This window comes from Microbacterium sp. bgisy207, assembly GCF_965345035.1.
Classification (GTDB): domain Bacteria; phylum Actinomycetota; class Actinomycetes; order Actinomycetales; family Microbacteriaceae; genus Microbacterium.
Genome location: NZ_CBDRMG010000005.1, coordinates 20,747 through 46,022 on the forward strand (window position 1 = coordinate 20,747; position 25,276 = coordinate 46,022).

Consider the following 25,276-nt stretch of genomic DNA (forward strand, 5'->3'; position numbering starts at 1 on the left):
GAGGCGCTGCTGATGACATCCCACGCGTATACGTTCCCCGTCGCGATCTCGCGGCTCAGCGAGGGGGAGACCTCTCGCGAGCCGCAGAACCTGCGTGCGATTCAGTGGCTCGCGGATCAACCCGTCATCCTGTCGTTGTCGTGACGCCGCAGAAGCAGGTGCACAGCGACATCCTGAAGCGGCTGGTGGTGGCATCGGGAGTCACTCATCTTTCATGGAGGGGCTTCTCGACGGGGTCGCTCGCGGGCCGCCGTGTGCTCTACGCCTGGCCGAATCGGAAGCACCTGAATGGCCTGTGGGGCGTTGACGCTGACGCGCTCGCGATCATCGAGTGGAATGAGGACGAGACGGCGGAGTGGATCGAAGACGCCAACCCTGTCCAACTGTTTCATGGGCGCACCGTCGAGCCTCAGCCTGTCGAGGAGCCAGCAGATCGGCAGGAACCGTTGCCGAACGGGGTGGATGGGATTCTCGAGTACATCGCGGCGATGGCGGCTGGCTACTCGTCGGGTTTGAAGTGGAATGAAGAAGACAAACTCAAAGCAGACATGATGAACAGGCCGGAGCGCTGGGTGCCGATCACCGTCGAACAGGTGCGCGCCAAGTGCCGGGCACTCGGCATGCGGCCGGACGACGTTGACACGGTCGCGGGGTTCCTGCAGCGACGGAAGGAAGGCCTCCGCTTCAACGTACAGAGCTCGTACCGCACGTTCCGTTTCAACTGATCTGAGCCGCCCGGCTACTCGTCAACGACGACGCCTTCGGTCTTGCTTTCAAAGTCAATGATCATCGGCCAGAACTGCTTGAAGAAGGCGACCCCGGACGGGCGCGGCGCGGTTGTCCCATCGGGCGGCAACGTCACCGCCGACCGATACCCCAGGGGACGGCCACCGATGACGTGCTCTGGCAGCCGTCCAACGACGAGCGTGGGGTACGGGGCGACGCCCTCCGGGAGGTTCTCGCCATAGTGTTCGCGGGCAGCAATGTGGAACATCGCGGCGTACACATTCGCCATCATCCAGGTCTCGGTCAGCACTACGGGAAGGTCGACCCGGAGGGAGACTGCTTCTAGGCCCTGTCGCAACTCTTTGGGCGGTCGGCTGAGATACGTGAGCATCGGGCGGTCGAAGAGCGGAATCGACTTGCCTTCTCCGAAGGCGCTGGTGGGGATCGTCCCGTCCTCGTTCGGTGGCGTCGTGATCAACTCGATTCGCACGTCTCCGCGTGCCGACGTCGCCAGGCCGTGCTTGAGCTTGTTGTGTGCTGCGTTGATGGAAAGCTCATCGCTTGTCAGCAACCACACGGCGTGATTCGCCCATGCCACCGCCGTCTCAGCAGCCCCCATAACCGGCCCCTCAACGACAGTGCCAGGCGGGAAGAGCAGCTGGAGGAATCGGTGTGGGTCTGCGTCAAGCGCCGTCTTGTTGGCTTCGATGACCTTGATCATGGGAGTTGGGCTGTCGGCGATGGCCAGCCAGGTGGACTTCGCATCGCCATCCCGCGGCGCCGCGGCGACTCGTGCATAGATGAAACGGGTCAGGGCTTCGGCAGCCTGATGGCGAAGAGACAACGCATCGATCGCGACCTGGACGCTGCGGTGCTGAGCATCGAACTTGAGCGCCGAATCTGCGCTGTCAAGACCAAGTGTCTTGAAGAACTCCGGTTCGTTCTCGGGGCTCGCCTCGTAGCTCGATCGAGCGGTTTCGAGCAGCATCGAGACCCGCGACGAGAAATGGCTGAGCGGATTGGAGAGGAAGAACTCGTCGTCGAGGATCTTCGCCTGCTCATCGGTCAGCGTGGTGCCCTGCGCCCGGATTGGAAGATGCATGCTCCTAGTCTGCCGAGGTAACCGGAAAGCGCCCAGCGATGTCGCCCGCTTGCGTCACCAGTTGCGCTGCGGATTCCGCTGTCTCCATTCCCGCCGCTCGTCGAAGCTCAGATCGGGGCAGTCGCCCTGGGGAAGACGGATGCGGCGGAGCGGGTCGGATTCCTCGAGGTGCGCCTCTGGCCAGCCGAGGGAGTCCGCGAGGACTATCGCGACAAGAGCGTTCCGCTCCTGGAGCGCATGCATTCGCAATGGCGCGCCGCATCATGGCGAAGGAGGGCTTCGCGCCCGCTGAGCCTTCCGGCGAGGAGTAGGTGCTGTTCATCACCGACAGCGCAGCACCCGCCTGATCGTCGACTCGCTCACGCCGTACATCTCCATGAGCTTGCGACGTGTCGTCCCGTTGGCGAACAGGCGCCGTGCCTCGGTCTTCTGCTCGTCGCTGAGGGCAGCGCGCTTCGACTTGGAGGTGAGGTCGAACCCTGCGCGACGGAGCGTGTCGCGGACTGTGTTGCGGCGCAGGTTGTACTGCTTGGCAAGCTCGTACGTGGACGCCCCGGCCTCGTAGTCCTCGATCAGGAGCTTGACGACCGACCTGTGGAGGGCGTTCTTCTGGGGGACCGTGCGGTCGTTGACCTCTCGTGTCGACTCGCGTGCCGTGGCCAGGAGCTCGGCCAGTTCCGCGGCTTTCCGGGCTTGTTGGCAGTAGTTTCGCAGGAGCCCGACAAAAAGCCCTGGTGGGAGGCAACTTTCACCAGGGCTTCGTCGTTTCTGAGGGTGGTCACTGCCTGGTCCACTCGTTCGAGCTGCTCGGTCCGTCCACCGCGCAAGTGGACCAATCTCGTTCGGCGTTGCTGCCCGCGAAGTGCACCAAAAGGTGCCCGTCGAGTGGGCCAGAATCCGCGCAGGGCGATGCTCCGACCCCATCTGGAGAGGTCGGAGCTGGGGTCTGAGTGTCGCGCGTCGGACTTTGTGGCAGGACGATTGATTGAGTTCTGAGCGGAGAGTTTGACCATGGGTAGACCACCAGTGATCCCGGTGGAGAAGAAGACGAGGATCGTGCTGAGCGTCCTCGCCGGCGAGATGACCATCGCCGAGGCGGCTCGGCGTGAGAAGGTCAGCGAGCAGTCGATCGGTCGGTGGGAGGCGGACTTCCTTGAGGCAGGAAAGACCGGCCTGGCGGCAGGCAAGTCCGGGCCGTCGACGCGGGAGCAGCAGCTCGAGGCGGAGGTCGCGGATCTGACCCAGGCGCTGGGTGAGGCGGCGGTCGAGATCCGCGTGTGGAAGAAGTCTGCGGAGGGCCGGTTGGGCCCTTCGAAGACCTCGAGGTGATCCGCATCGAGGCGGGCGTGTCGACGTCGAGGTTCTGCAGGCTGATCGACATGCCCGAACGGACCTGGCGGCGCTGGCAGGCCAAGGCACGCCAGGAGCAGCCACCGAAGGGTCCGTGGCCGCAACCGGCGCGGGACGCCGCCCGCCCTCTGGTGACCAAGCACGCTCTGGCGAAGCCGGCGTGGGGGCATCGGAAGATTTGGGCGCTGACCCGGCACGACGGCCATGTGGTGTCGCAGGCGACCGTGCTGCGGTTGCTGCGTGACGACGGGCTGATCCTGCCGTCGGAGTATCAGAAGCAGCGGCGCGAGCTGGCGAAGGATCGGAAGGCGGCGTTTGCGAAGAACCCGACGGGTCCGAACCAGGTCTGGCAGTTGGACTTCAGCGAGTTCGAGACCGCCCAGGGCGGGACCTGGCGGATCGCGGGGTGCCGGGACTGGTACTCGAAGGTCGAGCACCCGTTCCACGTGTCGCCGACCGCGAACCAGTACGACGCGATCGCGGCTATCGAGCTCGCTCTGGCCGACTATGAGGCGATGTTCGGGCACCCGCTCGTCGACGAATGCGAGGTCGACCCTCAGACGGGTGAGGTGCTGCCGGTGGTGACGATCGTCACCGATAACGGCGGCCCGTTCCGGTCGCTGAACTTCGAGCTGTTCATCATGCGACACCCCGAGCTGCGACACGTCCGCACCCGGGTCAAGAGCCCTGGGCAGAACGGGTCACGCGAACGCGGGTTCGGGACGCTGAAGTATGAGCGGCTGTTCCTCGACGAGATCCCCGACGCGTTGACCCTGATCGAGCGCGCCGAGGACTACCGGGTCGAGTACAACACCGAGCGGCCTCACGAGGCGATCGCCTGGAACCGGCCGATGGAGGTGCACCTGGGCCTGGCCGACCCCACCATCCCCACCTTCGAAAGAGAAGAAATCCTGCCAACTACTTGCCGCGGGACACTTTTGATGCTGCCGAGATAGATCTCGACAGTTAGGTGCGACAGCGATGCACGATGCATGGTTCTCGGCGCGGAGATTCTTCTGCGCGAGCGGGAATAAATCTGCGTGCTCGTGCGTCACCCAGAGTAAAATTGAGTCGAGGTGACTCAATACACGAGAGGAGAGTGATGATGCTGTTCGATACGTTCAAGGAACTGGACCGGATCAGCTCGGCGTTCTTCTCCGGGTTCCCGGAGTCTGCGCTGAGTTCCGCGCCGATCAACCTCTACCGGGAGGATGATCGTTATGTAGTGGAGGCCGATCTTCCGGGGTTCGACCCGTCGTCGATCGACGTCTCCGCTGAGGCGGGGCTGTTGACCATCCGCGCGGACCGCGATACCTCACGGGAGGACCGCGGCGAGCGCTGGCTGGTCCGCGAGCGCAGTTCCGCGCGCGTGGTTCGGCAGCTTGCACTGAGCGACGAGGTGGATCTGGATGCGATCGCGGCCGACTATCGAGATGGCGTTCTGAAGATCACGCTGCCGGTGAGAGCCGATGCGCTCCCGCGCAAGGTCGCTGTCGCCGTCGAAGGATCCTCGTCCTCTACCCCGCACGCGATCGGGGCGGGCGTGGCCGAGAAGGAGGTCGCGGACCCAAAAGCCCGACCCGCGCATTCGGTCGACTCCTGACCCGGTGGCTGCCCGGGGCCCGGAAGGGCCCCGGGCTCCGGATGCGCGGGAACGTTCCCGTTCACGTCGTCCGTTCTCGGAGAACGGGGGTTGCGTGATGGACGCCTTCGATCTGTTGGACTCGGCGACGAGCATCGAGACCGCCCCCGTCGTAGAGCCTGCGGACGATCTGGCTGCGGTTCGCGAACTCTATCGGAGCGCGCCTCCGATGGACGGATCCCGGGTGACGACGGGTCTGGAGCCGGGGACGCCGGCGCCGGATTTCGCGCTCCCGGCCGCGGACGGCACGATCGTGCGGCTCTCGGAGCTGCGCGGGTCTCCGGTGGCGCTGGTGTTTTATCCGTTGGACTGGAGTCCGGGATGCAGTGTGCAACTGGAGCTGTACCAACAGGAGTATGACGAGTTCGCATCCCGCGGCATCCGCCTGCTGGGCATCTCGGTCGACTCGATCTACAGTCATGGCGCGTGGGCTGCGGTGCGCGGCATCCGCTACCCGCTGCTGAGCGACTTCCAGCCACGGGGTGAGACGGCCCGCGCGTACAACGTGTGGCGGAACGCCGACGGGCACAGCGAACGCGCCGTCTACTTGGTCGACGCCGACGGGATCATCCGCTGGGCTCACGTGTCCGAGCGGCTGAAGGAGCTGCCGGACTTCGACGCGCTCGTTGACGCCCTCGACCTCGTCGCGGTCGAGGAGCACAACGACGACAACGAGCGCAACAACGACGACAAGGAGGTGCAGTGATGACGATCTGGGATGTCACGCCCACCCGCCCTCGGCGCGCGCCCCGCACGCGAACGGTGCCGGTGGCGATCTACGGCAACCGCTGGTGCGGGATCACGCAGCTGATCCGCCGGGCGCTGGATCGGGCAGGTGTCGGATACGATTACGTCGACCTCGACGACCATCCCTCCGTGCAAGCACGCCTGGAGGCGCTAACGGGCGGACGGCTGCGCACTCCGGTCGTGCACATCGACGGGGAGTGGCTCATGGAGCCCAGCCTCCGCCAGGTGCAGGCCGTCCTCGCGCGGCACGGGGTGTGGCTGTGAGCGTCGTGACGTGCCCGGGGTGCGCGGCGAAGAACCGCGTGCCCCAGGCGCGTCCGGGCAGGGTGCGCTGCGCCAAATGCCACACCGACCTGCCCTGGCTCGTGGACGCCGACGATGACTCGTTTGACACGGTGGTCGGGGAGGCGACACTCCCCGTGCTGGTGGACGTGTGGGCGCCCTGGTGCGGCCCGTGCCGGCAGATCTCGCCGGTCGTGGACCAGCTCTCCCGCGACCTCGCCGGACGCCTCAAGGTCGCCAAGGTCAACGCGGACACTTCGCCACGCATCTCCCAACGCCACGCCGTCTCCTCGATCCCCACCCTTCTGGTCTACCGCGACGGGAAAGAAGTAGACCGCATGGTCGGCGCCGTTCCCGCGCCGCAGCTGCGCGCCTGGGTCGAACGTTCCCTCAACACCTGACAGAACCCAATAGGCGATGGCACCCGCACGGCGGAACGCATGGCTCAGAGCCCAGTGCCGACGTCCAGCAGGAAGTTGAGCCAGGCCACGCCGGCCCCGGCCAGCATCGCAGCGCCGACCGCGGCGAACAGTCAGGTGCGGGCTTTGGTCACGGCTTGGTGACTGCCACAGGATGATGCGACCGCCCACGCGATGGCGCAGACGATGAGCATGAGCACAGCGGTGACGAGGACAGCCATGAGCAGCGCGCCGACGATCTCGTGGAGCCGGGCAGCACCCCCGACGCCACCGAGGTCGGGGAACACGTCCATCAGAGTGTGTCCGATTAATGGTGGATCTGGCCGAGCGCATGGTTAGTTGATTCGGCCTTCGAATGCGATCGCGAACGCGTTCAGTGCCGGCTTCCACCTCGTCGCCCAGCGTGCCCTGCCCCTGCCGGTGGGGTCAAGCGAGCGGGTCACGAGGTAGAGGCACTTCAGCGCCGCAGCGTCGTTGGGGAAGTGCCCGCGCGCCCTCACGGCGCGGCGGTAGCGCGCGTTGAGCGACTCGATCGCGTTTGTCGAGCAGATCACGCGGCGGATCTCGACGTCCCAGTCCAGGAACGGCACGAACTCGGACCACGCGTTCTGCCAGAGCTTCGTGATCGCTGGATACTGCCCGCCCCACTTCGCGTCGAACTCCTCGAACCGCTCGACCGCGGCCGATTCGGTCGGGGCGGTATAGACGGGTCGGAGGTCCTTGCCCATCTCTTCCCAGTAGTGCCGGACGCGAACCGGAACGTGTTACGGATCAGGTGGATGATGCAGGTCCGCACCGTCGCGAGCGGCCACGCCGTATCGATCGACTCTGGCAGGCCCTTGAGGCCGTCGCAGACGACGATGCACACGTCCTCGACGCCGCGGTTCTTGGCCACTCGGTCATCTCCTCGATGACCTTGTCGGTGATCCGGCTGATCGTGTCCTTGGACACCGAGGCTCCGTAGACTTCGTCGAAGTGCGCGGCGACCTCCCCGGTCGTCAGCCCACGCGCGGCGAGCGAGAGCACGATCTCGTCGACCCCGGTCAACCGCCGCTGCCGCTTCTTGACGATCTTCGGGTCGAACGACCCGTCCCGGTCCCGAGGAACCTCGATCTGCACGGGACCGACCTCGGTCAGCACGGTCTTCGACCTCGTCCCGTTGCGCGCATTCTCGCTGGTCGACACAGCGTGCTTCTCATAGCCGAGGTGCTCGGTCATCTCCGCCTCGAGCGCCGTCTCCGGCACCCGCTTCGTCAGTCCGTTCAGCAACCCGTCCGGGCCGCCGAGGTCGACGCCCCGTTCCTACGCTTGCTTCAGCAGCTGCTCCGCGAGCTGCTGCTCGTCGATGATCTCCCCCCGTCACAGGATCGATCATCTCGATGACATCGGTCATCACCCTTCCTTTCGGTCAGGCCCGACCAGATCCACCGCTAGTCAGACAGTCCCGTCATGTCCTGTCGCTCCGCCTCCTGGGTTCCGATGCGTCGGCGGTTCCGGTCATTGTTCGAATCTCCGCGGTTCCCTCGGCAAGCATGCGGTAGATGCGCTCGTATCCCGCGGCCATCACGGGGAGGTCGAAGCGTTGCTCGGCATCGTTCCGGCACATATGCGGGTCGATCTCCGAGGCGCGCTGGACCGCCTCGACGAGCTGGTCGGCAGCGTCGGCGATGAAACCGTTCTCCCCATGTCGCACGATCTCGGGGACGCTTCCCCGGCGCGTGGCGATCACGGGCGTGCCGCAGGCGAGCGCTTCAGCCATCACCATCCCGAAGGGCTCCTCCCACTGGATCGGGAACAGCAGGCACGCGGCGTTCGCGAACAGTTCGCGTTTGAGGTGCGTATCGGCCTCGCCGATGTATTCGGCGTCGTGGGAGAGCAGGGGGCGGACTTCTCGGTCGAAGTACGCCTTCTCCGAGGGTTCGGTGAGCTTTCCGGCGAGGATGATCTTCCGCCCTGCGCGACGGGCGGTCTCGATGGCGACGTGCGCTCCCTTGTCGGGGCTGAACCGACCCAGCCAGAGCACCGTGTCCGACTTCTGCTCTCGGAAGGGGAAGGCCGCGACATCGATGGCGTTGTGGACGGTGCCCACCCAGTTCAGCTCTGGTGCCTGTCGTCGCTGGGCGTCGGAGATCGCGATGATGCCCACCGTCGATCCGAGGCGACGGTGGTAATCACCGTTCTCACCGGCGACCGGACCATGCATGGTCACGACGGTGGGCTGTCGTCGGTGCCGCGCGAGCAGCGGGCCGGCCGCGGAATGATCGTGGACTATGTCCACGTCGAGTTCGTCCATGATCCGTCCTACTTCGGCGGCGAGCACGAGCTCGGGCATCACGCTCGATCCGAGCAGATGCGACGGAGGCGTGTCGTACACGGGTCTGAAGTCCTGTGCGCGCGTTCCGGACCTGCCGGACCCGACGAGGGTGACCTCGTGCCCGCGGTCGACCAATTGGTCGACCAGTCCGGCCACGACAGTCTCGGTGCCTCCGTATCCCGCGGGGGGAAGCTCGAACCATGGCGGCGCGATCATGCCGATCTTGAGCGGTTGCCCGCCCTCGTGCGGTGTCGCGGTGTCTTGCCGTTCGACGATGAGTGACATGAGTTACTCCCAAGAGTGTTTGTTCCCGGAATCACATCTCCCTTCCCCATCGAAGAGTTGCTCGCACTATAGGTCCATGTAACTTACCGTTACAAGTATAGGTATGGTGGTCTCGAGCGAGAGTTCGAGTGAGGAAGGAGCGCGAAGTGGCTTCCGAAGCAGACCTGGAAGCGCGAGGCCTGGTCGGTGATGATCAGCCCGGACCCCACGGGATCGGAGCGGTTCCGCAGCTCCAGGGCTCCGTGACGTTGGTGGAAGGCTCCTCGTTCTGCGTGTCGCAGCCCAACGGGGATATCGTCCCCCACCGCAGCGACGGGCTGTTCGTGATGGACACCAGAGTGCTCTCGCGGTGGCAGTTGCGTATCGACGGGCATGAGGTCGAGCCGCTCACCGTGCTGCCTGCTGAGCCTTTCGAGTGCCGTTTCGTGGGTCGTATCCCCACCCGACCGGGACAGGTCGAGCCCACGGTGATCGTCGAGCGCCATCGGATGGTCGGGCAGGGCATGCGGGAGGACATCGTGGTGTCCAACTTCGGGGCCGAGTCTGCAGGACTCGACATCGTTCTGCATCTCGATGCCGATTTCGCCGACCTCTTCGAGGTGAAGGAGGCGAGACCCGTGCGCGCTCTCGGAGTCTCGTCGACGGCGAGCTCTGATTCGGTCTCCTTCCTTGTGTCCGCGTCGTCAGGAGAGGAGCGCGGGGTGCGCGTGTACGCGCCGGGAGCGCAGGCCGTTCCAGGGGTCCTCACCTTCCGCACGGTGGTGCCTGCTCATGGACAGTGGCAGACCAGTGTCGAGGTTCTTCCGATCGTCGCAGGCGACGAACTGGCGGCGTCTTTCCCCCTTGATCGGCCGCTGGCCCATACCGAGCCTGCGCGGCGGATGCAGGGATGGCACGAGGCGGCACCGGTCATCGAGGTCGGCAACACCGTGCTCGCCCAGGCTCTTTCGACCAGCGAACGTGATCTCGGTGCCTTGCGGATCGTGGACCCCGAGCATCCCGAGGACCAGGTGGTCGCGGCGGGCGCGCCGTGGTTCATGGCCCTCTTCGGGCGTGACGCTCTGATCACCAGCTGGATGATGCTTCCCTACGCTCCCGGATTGGCGCTCGGGACCGCCCGAACGCTTGCGCGGCTACAGGGGACGAGGGAGCTGGCGATGGCTGAGGAGCAGCCGGGCAAGATTCTCCACGAAGTCCGGCGCGGCGCGGATCTCTCCCTCACCCTGGGGGGCGAAAGCGTGTACTACGGCTCGGTGGATTCGACGCCGCTGTTCGTGATGCTGGTGGGCCGGGCACTGAGGTGGGGGGTCCCGGTGGAAGAGCTGGCCGAGCTCAAGCCTGCCGTGGACGCTGCGGTGCACTGGATCCGCACCTACGGCGACAGCGATGGAGACGGGTTCGTGGAGTACAAGCGGAGCACCGACCGCGGGCTCCTGAACCAGGGATGGAAAGACAGCGGAGACTCGATCGCCCATGCCGATGGTTCCGTCGCGGAAGCGCCGATCGCGCTCGCGGAGGTGCAGGGGTACTGCTATGCAGCCTATCTCGCGGCTGCGGAGATCGAGGATGCTCTCGGTTCTGCGGCCGAGGCGCAACGTCTCCGCGAAGACGCGGAGAGGCTGCGACTTCGTTTCCACGACGCATTCTGGATGCCGGAGGAGGGTTTCTATGCCCTCGCGCTCGACGCGAAGAAGCGGCCCGTCACGGTGATCTCCTCCAACATCGGGCATTGCCTATGGACAGGCATCGTGAACGACGACGTCGCGGACGCCGTCATCGACCGGCTGGTCGCGCCGGACATGTTCACCGGCTTCGGCATTCGCACGCTCTCGGACCGTTCCGCCCGATACAACCCGGCGAGCTACCACAACGGCTCCGTGTGGCCGCACGACTCCGTCATCGCCGCTGCGGGGATGATCAGGTACAGGCGCGAAGATGCGGCGATCCGCGTGCTGTCCGGTCTTCTCGACGCTCTCGAGGCGTTCGGTGGCCGTCTTCCCGAGCTGTTCTGCGGGTTCGACCGTCGCGACAAGCCGGTGCCGGTTCCGTATCCCACATCTTGTTCACCGCAGGCATGGTCGGCGGCCACACCCTTCGAGTTGCTCAGGATCGCACTCGCGTTGGACGCCGACGAGCGTGGCGCGCTTGTGACGGTGGCGCCAGTTCCTGCGATGATCGGACAGGTGCAGATCCGCGGTTTGCCACTCGGTTCCGGGAGGGTCGACGTGGAGGCCGACCAGCATCACGCTCGTGTGATTCGAAACTGAGCGGCCGGACCCAGCCGCCGTCCGCGTGTTCAAAGATGCGTCCGTGAGATGCGCGATGGAGAAGAAGGAATGAGAGATGGCGGAGGTAAAGAGCAGCGAAGCGATGCCGCCCCTGTACCAGGACGACGCCCCCATTTACACGATCAGCCAGGTGGCTACCCTGCTCGGCATGCAGCAGGCTGCGCTTCGTCGACTGGACGACGAGGACATCGTGTCCCCAGAGCGCTCCGATGGTGGTCAACGGCGCTACTCGCGTAACGAGGTCGAGAGGCTTCGCGAGGTCCAGGACCTCACCGACGCCGGGGTCACGCTTCCTGGCGTCAGAGAGGTTCTCGCCCTCCGGCGAAGGGTCGAGGCCCTCGAGCACGAGATCAGCGAGTTGCGGTCGCGACCGACGGCCTGACGCCGACTCAGTCGGAAGATTGGGCCGGCCGACGATCTCTTGACTCGTCTCTAGAGCTCCCGCTGATCCTCATCGTCGAGGGGAGTCTCGATCCGTTGCTCCCATGCGTCAATCGGGTCGGCGTCTTCCGGCAGCGGCACCGAGGTCGCGACCCGGTCGTCCGCCGCGTCGGGGCCCGCATCTATGTCCTGCTCCAGTGCATCCTCGAGGGGAACCTCAGGATCCTCACCCGGTTGCTTCGTCATCCCCAGCTCCTCCTTATCCTCATCGCCTCATTCGCTGAACCTCAGATGCCTCGCCTGCTCGAAGTCGCCCACCGCGCTGCTGCGATGACTTCCGGAGCACGAGGTGGGACCTCGCGGCACCGGTGCGCAGCCGAGGGCAAGATCAACGCTTGCGTGCTGCACATACTGAGCCTGAAAACCTTCACCTAGAGTAGCAGGTTACTCGCAGATCGAGTTGAAGGATAGACAGAGTCAAGTTAAACTTGACACGTAGCGACGCAAGTTTAATGAGCCGGGGAGGTTGATGTCCAATGCGTCGTTGGAACGGACTCAAGACAGCTGTCCTGTTGGGTGCGCTGTCCGCGTTGATGCTCGTAGCAGGGTATGCGATCGCTGGCGGCTCGGGCCTCGCGGTCGCGGCGCTCTTGTCGCTGGCGATGAACGGTGCCGCCTACTTCTGGTCGGATCGTCTCGCGCTGCGCGCGATGGGAGCGCGTCGCGTGGGTGAGTGGGAGGCGCCCACTCTCATTGCGACGGTGCGGGAGCTGTCGGATGCTGCGGGCGTGCCGATGCCGAAGGTGTATATCAGCCCGTTGCCGCAGCCGAACGCGTTTGCCACGGGTCGTGACCCACGTCATGCGGCGGTATGCGTCACCGAGGGAATCCTGCGGCTGCTGACATGGCGTGAGCTTCGTGCCGTCCTCGCGCACGAGATGTCCCATGTGGTCAATCGAGACATCCTCGTCTCGAGCGTGGCCGCCGGTCTCGCGGGCGTGATCACGTCGCTGGCCAACTTTGCGTTCTTCCTGCCGGTGGGCGGCGACGATGAGGGTGCCCCGAACCCGCTGGCGACGCTCGTCATGCTCGTTCTCGCGCCGGTCGCGGCCGCACTTATTCAACTCGCGATCAGCCGTACTCGCGAGTTCGAGGCCGACGCTGACGGTGCCGAGCTCGCCGACGATCCGCTCGCGTTGGCGGCGGCGTTGCAGAAGATCGAGGCAGGCGTGCACAGCGCGCCGCTGGTGAGCACGCCTGCGACCACCGCGAACGCCCACTTGATGATCGCGAACCCGCTCGCCGACGACGGGCTCGGTGGATTGTTCCGGACGCATCCGCCGACGTCTCAACGTGTGCGGCGACTGCTCGAACTCGCCGACGAACGCCGAGATCACCGACGCCCGGCGTCGATTCGCTGAGTATGGCGCACCACCGATAACCGCACCTTCGAAAGGAGAAACTCTGATGACCGAGGACAACGCAACCACGCCCGCTCGTGCACTCCTCGCCCGTTACGAGGATTATCAGGCCGCGCAGGCCGCCGTGGACAAGCTCGCCGATGCCGACTTCCCCGTTGAGCACGTCTCGATCGTCGGCTGGAATGTCCGGATCGAAGAGCAGGTGACCGGGCGCATGACGTTCGCTCGCGCCGCCGGCTACGGCGCGGCGAGCGGGGCATGGTTCGGCTTGCTGATCGGACTCGTACTGTCCCTGTTCACGCCAGGGATTCTCTGGCTCTGGACGGCACTGTGGGCAGTCGGCCTCGGTGCGCTCTGGGGAGCGATCTTCGGTCTCGCAGGGCACGGCATCTGGAGGGGCGGCCGCGACTTCTCATCCGTACAGCAACTCGCCGCTGAACACTGGGACGTCATGACCAGCCCGAACCATCTCGAACAGGCCCGGACGTTGCTCGCCGAAGCCCAGCCGCAACAGTAACCAAGCCAACTCGTCAGCCACTCAACCCCGTACGCGCGCAACCCGCGCGTCCAAGCGAACGGCTCTCGCTCGTCGCCGTGCGCGTCAACTGCCGCAAGCTGCGGCTGGGCGCCGTCGACCTCTTGGCGTCGTCCGCTCATCCAGCCGAGCTGATGCTTCTGCGACGCAGCCAAGGGGGACACCCTCCTGCAGAAACCGGACGGCTGTTCACAGCGAATCCTGGTGGTTCGGATTGCGCCCTAGCGGGGACGTCGCGTGGCGAGGAGCACCGGCGGCGGTGTTCCTACAGAGAGGAAAGAGTCTTGTCGGAAGTACCCGGGACCCGATGGTGGCGCTCGAGAACCTCAATGATCTTGCGGTCTCCTGCCGCGACTCTGGTCGCTGTTGTGGTGGCCATCGTGATCGCAATCGCTGTCGCGCTAGGTCAAGCCCCAGGGAGTGGTGTAGTTCGGGTTCCTTCGATCTGTTGATGGTTCAGGCGGTGAGCTCGAGGGTGCTGTCGGTGTTCACCTCCTCCGTGCCGGTGTTGTCGACGAGGGCGAGTCGGGACTTCGCGAGGATCTCGAGCCCGAGGTAGCGGCGGCCTTCGGCCCATTCGTCGGTGATCTCGGTGAGGACGGCGCCGACGAGGCGGATGATCGCGTCGCGGTTGGGGAAGATGCCGACGGAGTCGGTGCGGCGACGGATCTCCCGGTTCAATCTCTCGTTGGGGTTGTTGGACCAGATCTGCTGCCAGAGCCCTTCGGGGAACCCGGTGAACGCGAGGATGTCAGCTCGTGCGGTGTCGAGGTGCTCGTGCGCGTCGGGGAGTTTCCCGTTGACGTAGTCCAGGAGCCGGTCGAACTGGGCGTTCACGGCGGCAGCGTCGGGTTGGTCGTAGACGGAGTGAAGCATCGCTTTCACCGCCGGCCACATAGTCTTCGGTGTCACGCTCATCAGGTTGGCCGCGTAATGGGTGCGGCAGCGTTGCCAGACCGCGCCGGGCAGATTCGCCGCGATCGCCTCCACCAGGCCTGCGTGGGCGTCGGAGGTGACCAGGCGAACGCCGCCCAGGCCGCGGGCGACGAGGTCGGCGAAGGACGAGTTCCAGGCCGCCCCGGTCTCGGACGTCGCGACGCGGAGCCCGAGGACTTCGCGGCGCCCGTCGGCGTTGACGCCGGTCGCGACGAGCACGACGGCGTTGATCACCCGACCGCCTTCACGGACTTTCATGGTGAGCGCGTCGGCGGCGACGAACGTGAACGGGCCCGAATCCCCCAGGGGTCGGTGCCGGAACTGGGCGACGTGCTCGTCGAGGTCCGCGGCCATCCGTGAGACCTGCGACTTCGACAGGTTGTGGATCCCAAGGGTCTTCACAAGCTTGTCCATCCGGCGGGTCGAGACGCCAGCGAGGTAGCAGTCCGCGACGACCGTGATCAGCGCCGACTCGGCGCGTTTGCGGCGTTCGAGGAGCCATTCGGGGAAGTACGTGCCGGAGCGCAGCTTGGGGATCGCGACGTCGATCGTCCCAACCCGGGTGTCGAGGTCGCGGTGCCGGTAGCCGTTGCGCTGCGCCGCCCGGTCGGTGGAGCGTTGGCCCCATTCCGCGCCGACGACGGCGTCCGCGTCGGCGGACAGCAGCGCGTTGATCGTTGTCTGCAGCAACCTGCGCATCAGATCGGGAGACGCGTCGCCCAGCGCTTCCTGAAGCAGGCCAGCGGGGTCGACAATATGAGGTGCGGTCATCGTGAAGATGCCTTTCGAGTGGGATGTGAGAGTTTTTCTCGAAGGGAACTACACGGTGACCGCACCCATCTCTACGACGAGACCGGCCACCGCGAACTACACCAACTTCGGCGCTTGTGGGGGTCTTCGTCAGCGCCGACGATGGATGCATGGCCACGACGCGCACGCTCACCCGACGAAACGCGGGATGGATCGCGCTTGCTGTCGCCGGTGTCCTCGTCGCGGCGGCGCTCGTCATCGCATCGATCGTCGCGTCGGGGCGGGGCGAACCGCTCGCGGCAGCGCCGACGCCCACGCCTACGCCCACAGTCGAACCCGAGCCGACGCCGACACCCACCCTGGTCGGACCCGCCGCGGACACGACCGACTACGACCTCGCCGGACTCCCTGAGGTCACCGTCTTCGCTATCGTTCCCGAGCTGCCCGTCGACGACGATCCGTTCGGAGAGCTGACCGGGGTCGCCGCTCGAGCGGCGGGCGCCGCGGTCCCCGTTTTCGCCGAGCCCGGTGGCGCTCCGGTGGCGTCGCTTCCGCGCGATTACTACTACGACGGCACCGTGGTGCCGGTGATCGAGCAGTACGACGCATGGGCGAAGGTCATGCTCGTGGGCCGCCAGGCCTATCCCTCCGGGGGGAACTCCGGGCAACTCACCGGATGGCTCCGAACGCAGGACGTCGAGTTCACGGCGCAAGAGGCGGTCGTCGAGGTCTCCCTCGGCGACCGAACCATCGACATCGTTCGTGGCGCGGACCGGCAGCGCGTCGCCAGCGACTTCGGGTCCGGCGTCGAGGCGACGCCGACGCCCCTCGGTCGTTCGTTCATCATGACGGTGCGCACCGAGCCGACCTTCGCGTACACGAGGGGCAATCCGATCACCTACCTCTCGGTGCATAGTCCGACTCTCGACGGGTTCGACGGCGGCGATGTCGCCGTCACCGCCTTCCACTATCACGACACCCGTTCCGGTCGAGTGTCGAACGGATGCCTGCGCGTCGATGAAGCGGCAGCCCACGCGCTCGCTGCGCTCCCACTGGGGACTCCGGTCATCATCCGCGAATGACGCTCGCGCGGATGCCGCGGAGGTGGTCAGCGGCGCGGTGGGCGGTCTTCGCGCTTAGCCGAGTTGCCGAATCGGTCGGGCTTCAACTCGATCAGCTTGCCGCTGATGCGGGTGTTCTCGAGTCGCCTCAACGTGTTACGCGAGAGATCCGCGGGCAGCTCGACGAGCGAGAAGTCGGGGCGGATCTGGATCGCGCCGAAATCCTCGCGGCGAAGGCCCCCCTCGTTGGCGAGGGCTCCGACGATCTGGCGCGGCTCAACCTTCTGGCGCCGGCCGACCGAGATCCGGTAGGTCGTTCGCGGTCCGCCTCCGCTGCGGGGGCCGCGATCGGAGCGTTCGTTGCGGTCGCGTCCACCACGCCCGGGTCGGTCCTGCGAGCCACGGGCGAACCGCGGCTCGCGTGCTGCATCCGGTTCGAGAAGCAGGGGAGTATCGCCCTGCGCGACGATCGCGAGCGCTGCAGCGACATCCGCCTCGGGCACGTCGTGGTGCTCGACATAGTGGGCGATGATGTCGCGGAAGATGCCGATCTGCGCCGGATCCGCGAGCGCTGCCGTGATCGCGTCGTCGAAGCGTGTGAGCCGGGTCGCGTTGACGTCCTCGACGCTCGGCAGCTTCATTTCGGTCAAGGGCTGGCGCGTGGCCCTCTCGATCGAGGTCAGCATGCGCCGCTCGCGCGGGGTGACGAAGCTGATCGCCGCTCCCGCGCGTCCGGCTCGTCCCGTGCGGCCCACGCGGTGGACGTAGGACTCGGTGTCGATCGGTAGGTCGTAATTGACGACGTGGCTGATGCGGTCAACGTCGAGGCCGCGGGCTGCGACATCCGTGGCGACCAGGATGTCGAGCTTGCCGCTCTTGAGCTGGTTGACCGTCCTCTCGCGCTGCGCCTGCGCGACGTCACCGCTGATCGCTGCAGCCGTGTATCCGCGGGCGCGCAGCTTTTCGGCGAGGGTCTCGGTCTCGTTCTTCGTGCGCGTGAAGACGATCATGCCCTCGAAGTTCTCGACCTCGAGTATGCGGGTGAGCGCATCGACCTTCTGCGGGTACGACACCAGCAGGTACCGCTGCGTGATGTTGGCCGACGTGGTGGTCTTGGTCTTGACCGTGATCTCTTCGGGGTCGCTCAGGTACTGCGCCGAGATGCGGCGGATCTGCGCCGGCATCGTCGCCGAGAACAGGGCGACCTGCTTGGTCGGGGGGGGGGGGGGTGTCGGCGAGAATCGTCTCGACATCCTCGGCGAAGCCCATCTTGAGCATTTCGTCGGCCTCGTCGAGCACGAGGTACTTCAGCTCCGATAGGTCGAGCGTGCCCTTATCGAGGTGGTCCATGATGCGGCCCGGCGTTCCCACGACGATGTGTACGCCTCGGCGCAGCGCCGAGAGCTGCTGCCCGTACCCCTGGCCGCCGTAGACGGGCAGGACGTGGACGCCGCGCAGGTGCGAGGCGTACTTCTCGAACGCCTCGCACACCTGCAGGGCGAGTTCGCGGGTGGGTGCGAGCACGAGGGCCTGCGGGGTCTTCTGCGACAGGTCCAGCCGCGAGAGGATCGGCAGCGCGAACGCGGCGGTCTTTCCGGTCCCCGTCTGGGCAAGTCCGACGACGTCGCGGCCCGCCAGCAGTGTGGGGATGGTCGCGGCTTGGATGGCGGACGGCGTCTCGTAGCCGACATCCTTGAGCGCCTTCATGACCGCGTCGTCGAGACCGAGGTCGGAGAAGGCGGGCTCAGCGCGGGGAGGCGCTGCCTCGTCGGTCACGTGCTCGGAGGAGGAGGCCATGGGTGTGACGCTAGTCGCTCGGCGGTGTCAGCGCGATTCGGCCTCAGCGGTGCAGGTGCGCCCGCTGGCCCTCACGGTCGAAGACCATCAGGAGCTCTGCAGGCGCGTCGATCGCGCTGATCGCGTGGGGGGTCATGGTCGAGAACTCGGCAGCCTCACCCTGCGCGACCTCGATGCGTCGCTCGCCGAGCTGCAGCAGCACGCGGCCCTCGAGGACGAGGAACCAGTCGAAGCCAGGATGCACGCGTGTCGCCGGCACCTCGGGCTCGGGCTCGAGCCGCATCTTCATCGCCATCGTGCGGCCATCGATGCGATTGAGGGCCCACGTCGTCCGTGCGCCGAAGCTGCGCTGGGTCGGTCGGATGACGACATCATCGTCGTCTTCGGCGTGGAACAGATCGTCGAGGCTGATCTGCAGCGCCTCCGCGAGTGGCACAAGGACATCGATGCTGAGCGCCCGTTTGCCGGTCTCGATGCGGCTGATCGTCGATGCGCTGAGATTGCTCCGCTCGGCGACCTCATCGAGCGAATACCCGAGAGTCGTCCGGACGCTGCGCAGCCGCATCCGTGCGAGCGCTTCCACATCGCTGATTGCCATGGATCCAGCATCCGTCGCTCTTGCAGATTGCGCAAGATGGCATCCGGTTATAGCAGGCGGTCGTACGCTCGTCGCATGGTCACCGACACCCCTCGCGCACACGCCGCCGTCCCTCACGCACACACCGCCGCCCCCGCCATGACGCGTCGCTGCGACGTCGCCGTCGTCGGCGGGTCTGCCGCAGGGCTGGCAGGTGCCTTACAGCTGGCGCGGCAGCGCCGCTCGGTGATCGTCGTCGATGACGGCACGCCACGGAACGCTCCTGCCGACCACATGCACGGCTACCTCGGCCGCGAGAGCGCTCCGCCCGCCGAGTTGCGCGCGATCGGCCGTGAGGAAGTGCGCTCCTACGGCGGGGAGGTTCTGTCGGGTCGCGTCGTCGATGTCTCCCGCGAAGGCGACCTGTTCCGTGTCGAGCTCTCGGGTGGGAGCGCGCTGCTCGCACGGCGGGTCCTCGTGGCATCCGGGCTCACCGACGAGCTACCCGAGATCGACGGCCTTCGCGAACGCTGGGGCCGTTCGGTCATCCACTGCCCGTTCTGCCACGGCTGGGAGGTGCGCGACCAGCGTGTCGTGCAGATCGTGACCGACCCCCTGAACCTGCACCCGACAGCCCTCATGAGGCACCTCACCGACCGTCTGTCGGTCGTGCTCCACGAGGGCGTCGATGCCCACGACACCGCTGTCCGGGCGCTCGAGGCGTCCGGTGTGCCCGTGCATGCGGCGGCGGTCGATCGCGTCACGGATGCCGACGGTGCTCTCCGCATCGAGCTGGAGGGCGGCGCGCACCTGGCTGCGGATGCCGTGCTCGTCGGCGCGCGATTCCGAGCGCGCGTCGAGGCGCTCGCCGGACTGGGCCTTGTCGCGACTCCTCACCCCAGCGGCTGGGGTGAGGTGCTCACGGCGGATGCCACGGGTCGCACCGTGGTCGAGGGCGTGTTCGCGGCGGGAAACGTCGTCGATCCGGCCCTTCAGGTGCTCCACGCCGCCGCGAACGGCAGCATGGTCGGCGCGCAGATCGCCTTCAGCCTCGCTCACGAGGATCTTGCGGCAGGTTCCCGTCCCTCGGGCGTGGAGGCCGAGTGGGATGACCGCTATGGCGAAGGGCAGATCTGGAGCGGCAACCCGAACGGCACTCTGGTCGCGGAGGTCTCGACGCTCGCTCCCGGCCGGGCGCTGGATGTCGGCGCGGGGGAGGGGGCAGATGCTCTCTGGCTCGCCGAAAACGGATGGCAGGTCACGGCATCCGATGTCTCGTCGCGCGCGCTCGATCGGATCCGGCAGGAGGCGCGGCGCCGCGGTCTGGACGTACGCACGCGGCACGTCGACGCCAATAGCGTCCACCCGTACGCAGGGGAGACCTTCGATCTCGTCTCGCTACAGTACGGCTCGTTCACGCGCACGCCGGATGGCCGCGGCGTGCGGAGCCTGCTCGAGGCGGTCGCTCCGGGCGGCACCCTCCTGGTCGTCTCGCACGACACGGCGTGGGCTCGCGATGCGGGTGATCCTGCCGAACACACCCGGATGTTCGACCCGGATGCTTACGTCGGCGTCACCGAGATCCTGGCGGCACTGGCCACGGACGAGAGCTGGCGCATCGAGGTGCACGAGAAGCGGCAGCGTCCGGCGGGGGCAGCCAGCAGTCACCATGTGGAGGATGTCGTGCTGCGGGCCGTCCGCCTCGAGGGGTGATCTGGACCTCGGGGGAACCGGTGGATATGGGGTGGGCTCGGTGGCGCGTGGCTACGGACGCGGCGTCCAGATCTCGGCCGGACCGATCGCTTCGGCGATGCGACGGCTAAGCGCGCCGAGGCTGTCGGCCTCCGCGGTCGTCAGCGGCGCGAAGACCAGTTCGCGGATGAGGGCGTGGTGGCCCGGCATCGCTGACTGCACGAGGTCGTGGCCGGCATCGCTCAGGATGCCGAGGGTGAACCGCCCGTCCGTGGCGTCCGTTTCGCGAGAGACGAGTCCGGCGCGCTCGAGCCGAGTGAAGGCGCGGGACAGGCGGGAGAGCGTGCAGTTCGCATAGCCCGCGAGGGTGCTCAGGCGCAGGGTGCGCTCGGGCGCCGTATCGAGGGCGAACAGCACGCCGTACTCGAAGTGGGTCAGTCCGCAACTTTCCTGGAGTTGCGCATCGAGCGCACGGGGCAGGCGTTCGAGGACTGTGGCAAGCGACGCCCACGTCGCGAGCTGCTCCTGACTCAATCGCATGGGACAAGCCTAGTGCGATTGACTTGCTCAGGAAAGTCATGGCGCCTAGCATTGACTTTCCTGAGCAAGTTATCGACTCGTGTCCGACCGGATCGCGCGTCAGAACGGAGCATCCATGGATCTGCAACTCGGCGGCATGACGGCGTTCGTCAGCGGCTCGACGGGAGGGATCGGATATGCGATCGCCGATGCCCTCGCCGCCGAGGGAGTCGACGTCGTCGTGAACGGCCGCAGCGCCTCGGGCGTGGACGAGGCGGTCGGCAGGCTTCGTCACCGGCATCCGGCCGTCGAGGCGTCGGGGATCGTCGCGGACGTCGCCGACGCGAGCGCTGTGAGTGACCTCATCGAACAGCTCGGCCAGGTCGACGTCCTGATCAACAACGTCGGACTCTTCGGGCTCGATGCCTTCGAGAGCATCGATGATGCACAGTGGCAGCGCTACTTCGACGTCAACGTCATGAGCGGCGTACGGCTCTCTCGCGCGCTTCTGCCCGGGATGCTCGAGCGCGGCTGGGGTCGCATCGTGTTCATCAGCAGCGAGTCGGGAGTGTCGGTGCCCGCCGACATGGTGCACTACGGCGTCACGAAGGCAGCGATGATCGCCCTGGGCAACGGCCTCGCCAAGCGCACCCGCGGCACCGGGGTCACCGTGAACACGGTGCTCGGTGGTCCGACCTACTCGGATGGCGTCGCTCGCGCGATCGACGAGATCGCCCGTTCTCAAGGTGCGCCGGTCGATGTCGTGAAGGATGCCGTCATCGGCCAGAACCGGACTACGCTGCTCGAGCGGTTCATCGACCCGTCCGAGGTCGCCGCGCTCGTGGCATACCTGGCAAGTCCGCGCGCGTCGGCGACCAACGGTGCGGCGCTCCGGGCAGACGGGGGAGTGCTCACGACGACGCTGTAGGTCACGCTCCGGCCTACGGTGGACGTATGGGAGATTCCGCCGGCGCCGGCCGCTGGATCCTGATCCGACGGAGTGCCTGCGCCGGGTCGCTGGCCGTGCTGGTGATCGCCGGCCTCGCGGTCCACACGATGCTGCCGGACACCGCGGCGACCGACATCGCGGGGGACGCGCTCTACGCGGCGGCGGTGTACGCGTTCGTTGCCGGGATCGCCGTGCGGCAGTCCCCGCTCGTTGTCGGAGCCATCGCCGTGACCTGGTGCGTGGGCATCGAACTGTTCCAGCTCACGGGCCTGCCGCTCGCCGCCGGCGCGGCGTTCCCGCCCGCCATGCTCGTCCTCGGGACCGTCTTCGACCCTCGAGACCTTGTCGTGTACGTGGTGACGATCGTCGCCGTGACCGCGACGGATGCGGGGATCGGACGCCTCCGGGACAAAGGGCACTGACGCTTCCCAGCCGCCGCCGCTAGCGTGGTGTGGATCTGGGTCTGGGGTGAGCGAGGTGTGGGAGCGATTGCGCGTACGGAGTTTCGTCGCGATCTGGTGGCGTGCTGTCACTGACGGCGCGTTCTTCAACCGGTGGAGCACGTTCCTCTCGTTCATCCTCGCCGTCATCGTGGGCGTTCCGACGATCCACGGCGCCTCGGTCGAAGGCTACCTGCAGGGCATGGTCGTCGGCGCCGTCGGATGGATTGCGCTGGTGATCCTCGCGATGCCGGCGGTCTTCGCGGAGCGGCGACTGAGGTCGCGACCCGCTCGCGGCGTCATCGTGCTCGCGACGCTGCTGACCCTCTGCACGCTCCGGACACCGCTCAACGACGCGATCAGTCGCTGGCTCTGGGATGTCAGCACGACCGGTGCTTTCGGGCCGCGCGCGGTCACCAACATCGTCTCCGGGCTCGCGATGTTCTCCCTCGTGGGCATTGCGCTGTCCGAGTATGGCCGTCGTCGCGCCATTGTGACGCGGCTCGAGAGTGCGCTCGCGCCGATGCGGGCCCGGCTCCAGCGTGCCCATGAGGAGGCGGCGGAGGTGGATGCCGTGCTGGCGGCGACGGCGCAGCGCCTTCGGGCTTCCCGCAACGTCATGCTCGCCCGCCCCATCGATTTCGAGATCGTGCGCGCCTACGCCGAACAAGTGCGCCGCGAAAGCCACCTCCTTGAGGCGCGCGCTGACGAGGCTGACGCGTCAGCGCCCGCATCCGAGCCGGTCGTCAGGCCCGCCGAACCGCGCCGAACCGTCTCGGAGCGCCTCATGCGGCCGCCGCCCCTGGTGATCGCCGCCGTGTACGGCATCGCGACCCTTCCGTTCTCCCTGTTCAACGGCGGGATCTGGGTCGCGGTCGTGGGCTTTGTCGGACTCGTGGTCATCGACCTTGCGGCGGGTTTCGTGACGGGCCGCGTGCTCCCCAAGCCGGGCGCCGGTTCGCGACCTGCGCTCTTTCTGCTCGTGTGGATGCTGGCAGGCGTCGCGGTCGCCGCAATGTCGCTGGCTCTGCTGCCGCACATCGGCATGATCGGACTCGTCGGGATCGTGGTGATCCCGGGGCTTGCGATCGTCGTCTCGGTCTGCGTGGATGCCCTGCGTTCCGCCCACCTGGCCGCCCTGCGCTCGCAGCAGATGCTCGCCACCGCGGCGCGGGATGTCGCTCTCGAGAGTGCACGCGCATCCGATCCGCTGCGCCACGCGGTCGGCATCCTGCACGGCGGAGTCCAGGGCCAGTGCGTCATCCTCGCCGCGCAGGCCGACGAACGTCAGCCCACCGTGAGGGAGGTGGCGCAGTTCCGGGAGAGAACCGACGACGCGTTCGATCGGATGCAGGGGCCGGTGAGTGAGATCGAGGTCGGGCGTGGATCCCGCCATGGTCCACTCGGTTCCCTCGGCCGGGTGATCTCGGCGTGGCGAGCCGTGCTCGACATCTTCTACATCGCGTCGGACGATGCGCGCGCGGCGCTGCGAGATCGAGACACCGACCAGCGGGCGGCCGAGGTGGTCACCGAGGCCTTCGTGAACGCCGTCAAGCATTCGGGGGCTGGCGAGGCGACAGTCACGCTCGCCATCGCGGACACCGGTCGAGTGTGCGTGCGGGTCTCGTCACCGGGCACCCTCCCGCCACTGGAGCACCGAGCATCCGGAATCGGCACCCGGAGCGCAGACACCCGCATCTTCCAGTCCGACGCAGACGTCGTGCTCGAATCCCTCCTGCCCCCGAGCGCGGATGAGTCGGCTGCTACTCCCGCGGCAGGCCGCGAAGCCACCTCCTGAGCATGTCCGTCGACGCCGTGCGCAGGCGCTCGCCGTAGCGAGCCGCGTCGCCTCGGATGGTGCGCGGATCGACGCCGTGTGATGCCAGTTCGACGGCGTGTCCGATGAGCCACTCCTCGATGCGCGCGGGGTCGGCCTCGGGGTGGAACTGCAGGGCGAGGACGTGGTCGCCGACCGTGAACGCCTGAGCGCCGCAGTGTTCGGTCTGCGCGAGGCTCACGCACTCGTCGGGGAGCTCGAAGACGTCGCTGTGCCAGTGCAGCACCGGAACCCCGTCGAGTGCCGACAGAACGCTGGACCGCCCGGCGGCAGTGAGGCTGAGCGGCGCGAAGCCGAACTCCGGTGCGGCACCGGGGTGGACGCGCGCACCGAGGACGGTCGCGATCATCTGCGCGCCCAGGCAGATGCCCAGTGTCGGTGCCCCGACGCTCATCCACGACGCGATCGAGCGCATCTGGTCGTCGAGAAACGGGTAGGCGTCACGATCGTGCACGCCGATCGGTCCGCCGAGGATCACGAGGAGGTCGGCCCCGGCGAAAGCGCCCGCGTCGAGCGCGTCGACTCCGGCACGCAGATAGCGAAGCTCGAACCCGTGACCCTCAAGGACCTCGCCCCAGGTCCCCGCGTCCTCGAACGCCACATGTCGCAGCACAACCGCGACGGCGCGGTCGGACGCGTTGGTGTCCGCCTGGCGGTCCTGAGTCTCGGTTCGGTTCACTTGCGCTCCTCCCTGACGCTGGAGACATCCAATCGAGCGGCGCGAACCCGGGAAAGATCCAATGCGGAGCCGCTGGCATCGACCGCGCCGAAGGGAACATTGTGTAACAATTTCAGGATGTCGGGAGTGATTGCGGTGCTGCTTGCAGCACTCTGCTTCGCGACGACCGGCACGGCTCAGGCGCTCGCAGACGTGGACGCGTCGCCGCTGTCGATCGGTGCCGCACGCATCCTGCTCGGCGGCGGGATCCTCGGCGCGGTCGCACTGGCGACACGATCCCGGATGCCGCGCGCACCACGTCTCGGTGCTGCGGCGACGTACCGCGCCCCCGCGTGGATCATCGTCGCTGTCGGCGTCATGGGCGTCCTCGCCTACCAACCGGCCTTCTTCGCCGGCACCCGCCTGAACGGCGTGGCCGTCGGCACCGTCATCGCGCTCGGATCCGCGCCGATTGTCACGGGCGTCCTCGACGCGCTCATCCGTCGGCGGATGCCGACCGTGCGCTGGGCGGTGGCGACCGCGATCGCGCTCGTCGGCGTCGTGCTCG

Annotated in this window: 26 protein-coding genes and 4 pseudogenes; 18 read left to right on the forward strand and 12 right to left on the reverse strand. The window is 66.9% G+C overall.

Going from position 1 to position 25,276, the window contains the following annotated elements; all coding sequences use genetic code 11:
- Positions 1 to 12: 12 nt before the first annotated feature.
- Both ACSGC5_RS05740 and ACSGC5_RS05745 read left to right on the forward strand, forming a co-directional pair.
- Positions 13 to 144, forward strand: coding sequence for a hypothetical protein (locus ACSGC5_RS05740; RefSeq protein WP_434969656.1), 132 nt, complete (start codon positions 13 to 15; stop codon positions 142 to 144).
- A complete protein-coding gene (locus ACSGC5_RS05745; RefSeq protein ID WP_434969657.1) occupies positions 141 to 725 on the forward strand; it encodes a hypothetical protein in 585 nt (194 codons plus the stop codon). Before ACSGC5_RS05740 ends, ACSGC5_RS05745 begins: the two co-directional genes overlap by 4 nt.
- A 14-nt stretch (positions 726 to 739) precedes the next feature.
- Here the strand turns inward: ACSGC5_RS05745 and ACSGC5_RS05750 are convergent, their stop codons facing one another.
- The 3 genes from ACSGC5_RS05750 to ACSGC5_RS05760 form a co-directional block, all read right to left on the reverse strand.
- Positions 740 to 1,828 carry a hypothetical protein gene (locus ACSGC5_RS05750; RefSeq protein WP_434969658.1) on the reverse strand — a complete coding sequence of 363 codons (1,089 nt, stop codon included), beginning with the start codon at positions 1,826 to 1,828 and terminating at the stop codon, positions 740 to 742.
- A gap of 54 nt (positions 1,829 to 1,882) precedes the next feature.
- Positions 1,883 to 2,071: a hypothetical protein gene (locus ACSGC5_RS05755; RefSeq protein WP_434969659.1), complete on the reverse strand. Its 189-nt coding sequence runs from the start codon at positions 2,069 to 2,071 to the stop codon at positions 1,883 to 1,885.
- Positions 2,072 to 2,149: 78 nt separating this feature from the next.
- Entirely contained in the window at positions 2,150 to 2,752 is a 603-nt protein-coding gene (locus ACSGC5_RS05760) for a helix-turn-helix domain-containing protein (protein ID WP_434969660.1), read from the reverse strand.
- Positions 2,753 to 2,839: 87 nt separating this feature from the next.
- On the opposite strand from ACSGC5_RS05760, the gene ACSGC5_RS05765 reads away from it, so the two are divergent.
- The 6 genes from ACSGC5_RS05765 to trxA all read left to right on the forward strand — a co-directional run bounded on the left by ACSGC5_RS05765 (position 2,840) and on the right by trxA (position 6,250).
- Positions 2,840 to 3,157, forward strand: a complete 318-nt coding sequence (locus ACSGC5_RS05765; RefSeq protein ID WP_434969661.1) for a transposase — start codon at positions 2,840 to 2,842, stop codon at positions 3,155 to 3,157.
- Positions 3,158 to 3,207: 50 nt separating this feature from the next.
- Positions 3,208 to 4,134, forward strand: a complete 927-nt coding sequence (locus tag ACSGC5_RS05770) for a transposase (RefSeq protein WP_434969663.1) — start codon at positions 3,208 to 3,210, stop codon at positions 4,132 to 4,134.
- A 146-nt stretch (positions 4,135 to 4,280) separates the two neighbouring features.
- Complete coding sequence (locus ACSGC5_RS05775) at positions 4,281 to 4,781, forward strand: Hsp20/alpha crystallin family protein (protein WP_434969664.1); 501 nt, start codon at positions 4,281 to 4,283, stop codon at positions 4,779 to 4,781.
- 97 nt (positions 4,782 to 4,878) lie between these two features.
- Complete coding sequence (locus ACSGC5_RS05780; RefSeq protein ID WP_434969893.1) at positions 4,879 to 5,526, forward strand: redoxin domain-containing protein; 648 nt, start codon at positions 4,879 to 4,881, stop codon at positions 5,524 to 5,526.
- Positions 5,526 to 5,831, forward strand: coding sequence for a glutaredoxin family protein (locus ACSGC5_RS05785; protein ID WP_434969665.1), 306 nt, complete (start codon positions 5,526 to 5,528; stop codon positions 5,829 to 5,831). The genes ACSGC5_RS05780 and ACSGC5_RS05785 overlap by 1 nt, the downstream gene beginning before the upstream one ends.
- A 38-nt stretch (positions 5,832 to 5,869) precedes the next feature.
- The gene (gene trxA, locus ACSGC5_RS05790) at positions 5,870 to 6,250 is read left to right on the forward strand and encodes a thioredoxin (RefSeq protein ID WP_434969666.1); all 381 of its coding nucleotides are present in this window, start codon (positions 5,870 to 5,872) and stop codon (positions 6,248 to 6,250) included.
- Between the two features lie 44 nt (positions 6,251 to 6,294).
- Here the strand turns inward: trxA and ACSGC5_RS05795 are convergent.
- From ACSGC5_RS05795 to ACSGC5_RS05805, 3 genes and pseudogenes are all read right to left on the reverse strand, one after another.
- Positions 6,295 to 6,561: pseudogene (locus ACSGC5_RS05795) on the reverse strand (DUF6112 family protein).
- A gap of 42 nt (positions 6,562 to 6,603) precedes the next feature.
- Positions 6,604 to 7,643 (reverse strand): annotated as a pseudogene (locus ACSGC5_RS05800) (IS256 family transposase).
- 72 nt (positions 7,644 to 7,715) lie between these two features.
- Positions 7,716 to 8,867: a glycosyltransferase family 4 protein gene (locus ACSGC5_RS05805; protein WP_434969667.1), complete on the reverse strand. Its 1,152-nt coding sequence runs from the start codon at positions 8,865 to 8,867 to the stop codon at positions 7,716 to 7,718.
- 146 nt (positions 8,868 to 9,013) lie between these two features.
- Here ACSGC5_RS05805 and ACSGC5_RS05810 point away from each other — a divergent pair, with 146 nt between their 5' ends.
- Together ACSGC5_RS05810 and ACSGC5_RS05815 are read left to right on the forward strand one after the other, a co-directional pair.
- Positions 9,014 to 11,134, forward strand: coding sequence for an amylo-alpha-1,6-glucosidase (locus ACSGC5_RS05810; RefSeq protein ID WP_434969668.1), 2,121 nt, complete (start codon positions 9,014 to 9,016; stop codon positions 11,132 to 11,134).
- Between the two features lie 76 nt (positions 11,135 to 11,210).
- Positions 11,211 to 11,537, forward strand: coding sequence for a MerR family transcriptional regulator (locus tag ACSGC5_RS05815; RefSeq protein WP_434969669.1), 327 nt, complete (start codon positions 11,211 to 11,213; stop codon positions 11,535 to 11,537).
- 50 nt (positions 11,538 to 11,587) lie between these two features.
- Here ACSGC5_RS05815 and ACSGC5_RS05820 read toward each other — a convergent pair whose 3' ends face one another.
- Complete coding sequence (locus ACSGC5_RS05820) at positions 11,588 to 11,782, reverse strand: hypothetical protein (protein ID WP_434969671.1); 195 nt, start codon at positions 11,780 to 11,782, stop codon at positions 11,588 to 11,590.
- Between the two features lie 290 nt (positions 11,783 to 12,072).
- Between ACSGC5_RS05820 and ACSGC5_RS05825 the strand changes: the two genes are divergently transcribed.
- Positions 12,073 to 12,957 (forward strand): M48 family metalloprotease, encoded by an 885-nt coding sequence (locus ACSGC5_RS05825; protein ID WP_434969673.1) that lies wholly within the window; start codon positions 12,073 to 12,075, stop codon positions 12,955 to 12,957.
- A gap of 46 nt (positions 12,958 to 13,003) precedes the next feature.
- Positions 13,004 to 13,474: a general stress protein gene (locus tag ACSGC5_RS05830; protein WP_434969674.1), complete on the forward strand. Its 471-nt coding sequence runs from the start codon at positions 13,004 to 13,006 to the stop codon at positions 13,472 to 13,474.
- Between the two features lie 474 nt (positions 13,475 to 13,948).
- Here the strand turns inward: ACSGC5_RS05830 and ACSGC5_RS05835 are convergent, their stop codons facing one another.
- Positions 13,949 to 15,199, reverse strand: a complete 1,251-nt coding sequence (locus ACSGC5_RS05835) for an IS256 family transposase (RefSeq protein ID WP_434969675.1) — start codon at positions 15,197 to 15,199, stop codon at positions 13,949 to 13,951.
- Positions 15,200 to 15,348: 149 nt separating this feature from the next.
- Here ACSGC5_RS05835 and ACSGC5_RS05840 point away from each other — a divergent pair, with 149 nt between their 5' ends.
- Entirely contained in the window at positions 15,349 to 16,260 is a 912-nt protein-coding gene (locus tag ACSGC5_RS05840) for a L,D-transpeptidase (protein WP_434969676.1), read from the forward strand.
- A gap of 26 nt (positions 16,261 to 16,286) precedes the next feature.
- Here ACSGC5_RS05840 and ACSGC5_RS05845 read toward each other — a convergent pair.
- Together ACSGC5_RS05845 and ACSGC5_RS05850 are read right to left on the reverse strand one after the other, a co-directional pair.
- Positions 16,287 to 18,036, reverse strand: a pseudogene (locus tag ACSGC5_RS05845) (DEAD/DEAH box helicase).
- Positions 18,037 to 18,079: 43 nt separating this feature from the next.
- Positions 18,080 to 18,634 (reverse strand): helix-turn-helix domain-containing protein, encoded by a 555-nt coding sequence (locus ACSGC5_RS05850; protein WP_434969677.1) that lies wholly within the window; start codon positions 18,632 to 18,634, stop codon positions 18,080 to 18,082.
- A 75-nt stretch (positions 18,635 to 18,709) separates the two neighbouring features.
- On the opposite strand from ACSGC5_RS05850, the gene ACSGC5_RS05855 reads away from it, so the two are divergent.
- Positions 18,710 to 20,326, forward strand: coding sequence for an FAD-dependent oxidoreductase (locus tag ACSGC5_RS05855; protein WP_434969678.1), 1,617 nt, complete (start codon positions 18,710 to 18,712; stop codon positions 20,324 to 20,326).
- 51 nt (positions 20,327 to 20,377) lie between these two features.
- Here the strand turns inward: ACSGC5_RS05855 and ACSGC5_RS05860 are convergent, their stop codons facing one another.
- Positions 20,378 to 20,845 (reverse strand): MarR family winged helix-turn-helix transcriptional regulator, encoded by a 468-nt coding sequence (locus ACSGC5_RS05860; RefSeq protein ID WP_434969679.1) that lies wholly within the window; start codon positions 20,843 to 20,845, stop codon positions 20,378 to 20,380.
- 115 nt (positions 20,846 to 20,960) lie between these two features.
- Here ACSGC5_RS05860 and ACSGC5_RS05865 point away from each other — a divergent pair, with 115 nt between their 5' ends.
- From ACSGC5_RS05865 to ACSGC5_RS05875, 3 genes are read left to right on the forward strand one after another with little or no spacing between them, the layout of a single operon-like run.
- The gene (locus ACSGC5_RS05865; RefSeq protein ID WP_434969680.1) at positions 20,961 to 21,752 is read left to right on the forward strand and encodes an SDR family NAD(P)-dependent oxidoreductase; all 792 of its coding nucleotides are present in this window, start codon (positions 20,961 to 20,963) and stop codon (positions 21,750 to 21,752) included.
- Positions 21,753 to 21,778: 26 nt separating this feature from the next.
- On the forward strand, positions 21,779 to 22,195 hold the full coding sequence (locus ACSGC5_RS05870) for a DUF2809 domain-containing protein (protein ID WP_434969681.1): 417 nt from the start codon (positions 21,779 to 21,781) through the stop codon (positions 22,193 to 22,195).
- Between the two features lie 46 nt (positions 22,196 to 22,241).
- A complete protein-coding gene (locus ACSGC5_RS05875) occupies positions 22,242 to 24,011 on the forward strand; it encodes a hypothetical protein (RefSeq protein WP_434969682.1) in 1,770 nt (589 codons plus the stop codon).
- Here ACSGC5_RS05875 and ACSGC5_RS05880 read toward each other — a convergent pair.
- Entirely contained in the window at positions 23,977 to 24,729 is a 753-nt protein-coding gene (locus tag ACSGC5_RS05880; protein ID WP_434969683.1) for a glutamine amidotransferase, read from the reverse strand. The genes ACSGC5_RS05875 and ACSGC5_RS05880 overlap by 35 nt on opposite strands.
- 117 nt (positions 24,730 to 24,846) lie before the next feature.
- On the opposite strand from ACSGC5_RS05880, the pseudogene ACSGC5_RS05885 reads away from it, so the two are divergent.
- A pseudogene (locus tag ACSGC5_RS05885) lies at positions 24,847 to 25,221 on the forward strand (EamA family transporter); the annotation flags it as partial.
- Positions 25,222 to 25,276 lie beyond the last annotated feature (55 nt).

Excerpts from the sequence above, each read along its gene's own strand:
- ACSGC5_RS05805 (WP_434969667.1), bottom strand. The coding sequence starts at position 8,867 with ATGTCACTCATCGTCGAACGGCAAGACACCGCGACACCGCACGAGGGC.
- ACSGC5_RS05775 (WP_434969664.1), top strand. The coding sequence starts at position 4,281 with ATGATGCTGTTCGATACGTTCAAGGAACTGGACCGGATCAGCTCGGCG.
- ACSGC5_RS05815 (WP_434969669.1), top strand. The coding sequence starts at position 11,211 with ATGGCGGAGGTAAAGAGCAGCGAAGCGATGCCGCCCCTGTACCAGGAC.
- ACSGC5_RS05835 (WP_434969675.1), bottom strand. The coding sequence starts at position 15,199 with ATGACCGCACCTCATATTGTCGACCCCGCTGGCCTGCTTCAGGAAGCG.
- ACSGC5_RS05760 (WP_434969660.1), bottom strand. The coding sequence starts at position 2,752 with ATGGGGTCGGAGCATCGCCCTGCGCGGATTCTGGCCCACTCGACGGGC.
- ACSGC5_RS05740 (WP_434969656.1), top strand. The coding sequence starts at position 13 with ATGACATCCCACGCGTATACGTTCCCCGTCGCGATCTCGCGGCTCAGC.
- ACSGC5_RS05750 (WP_434969658.1), bottom strand. The coding sequence starts at position 1,828 with ATGCATCTTCCAATCCGGGCGCAGGGCACCACGCTGACCGATGAGCAG.
- ACSGC5_RS05865 (WP_434969680.1), top strand. The coding sequence starts at position 20,961 with ATGGATCTGCAACTCGGCGGCATGACGGCGTTCGTCAGCGGCTCGACG.
- ACSGC5_RS05850 (WP_434969677.1), bottom strand. The coding sequence starts at position 18,634 with ATGGCAATCAGCGATGTGGAAGCGCTCGCACGGATGCGGCTGCGCAGC.
- ACSGC5_RS05825 (WP_434969673.1), top strand. The coding sequence starts at position 12,073 with ATGCGTCGTTGGAACGGACTCAAGACAGCTGTCCTGTTGGGTGCGCTG.
- ACSGC5_RS05755 (WP_434969659.1), bottom strand. The coding sequence starts at position 2,071 with ATGCATGCGCTCCAGGAGCGGAACGCTCTTGTCGCGATAGTCCTCGCG.
- ACSGC5_RS05860 (WP_434969679.1), bottom strand. The coding sequence starts at position 20,845 with ATGCGATTGAGTCAGGAGCAGCTCGCGACGTGGGCGTCGCTTGCCACA.
- ACSGC5_RS05785 (WP_434969665.1), top strand. The coding sequence starts at position 5,526 with ATGACGATCTGGGATGTCACGCCCACCCGCCCTCGGCGCGCGCCCCGC.
- ACSGC5_RS05765 (WP_434969661.1), top strand. The coding sequence starts at position 2,840 with ATGGGTAGACCACCAGTGATCCCGGTGGAGAAGAAGACGAGGATCGTG.
- ACSGC5_RS05855 (WP_434969678.1), top strand. The coding sequence starts at position 18,710 with ATGGTCACCGACACCCCTCGCGCACACGCCGCCGTCCCTCACGCACAC.
- ACSGC5_RS05830 (WP_434969674.1), top strand. The coding sequence starts at position 13,004 with ATGACCGAGGACAACGCAACCACGCCCGCTCGTGCACTCCTCGCCCGT.
- ACSGC5_RS05840 (WP_434969676.1), top strand. The coding sequence starts at position 15,349 with ATGGCCACGACGCGCACGCTCACCCGACGAAACGCGGGATGGATCGCG.
- ACSGC5_RS05780 (WP_434969893.1), top strand. The coding sequence starts at position 4,879 with ATGGACGCCTTCGATCTGTTGGACTCGGCGACGAGCATCGAGACCGCC.
- ACSGC5_RS05820 (WP_434969671.1), bottom strand. The coding sequence starts at position 11,782 with ATGACGAAGCAACCGGGTGAGGATCCTGAGGTTCCCCTCGAGGATGCA.
- ACSGC5_RS05770 (WP_434969663.1), top strand. The coding sequence starts at position 3,208 with ATGCCCGAACGGACCTGGCGGCGCTGGCAGGCCAAGGCACGCCAGGAG.
- ACSGC5_RS05870 (WP_434969681.1), top strand. The coding sequence starts at position 21,779 with ATGGGAGATTCCGCCGGCGCCGGCCGCTGGATCCTGATCCGACGGAGT.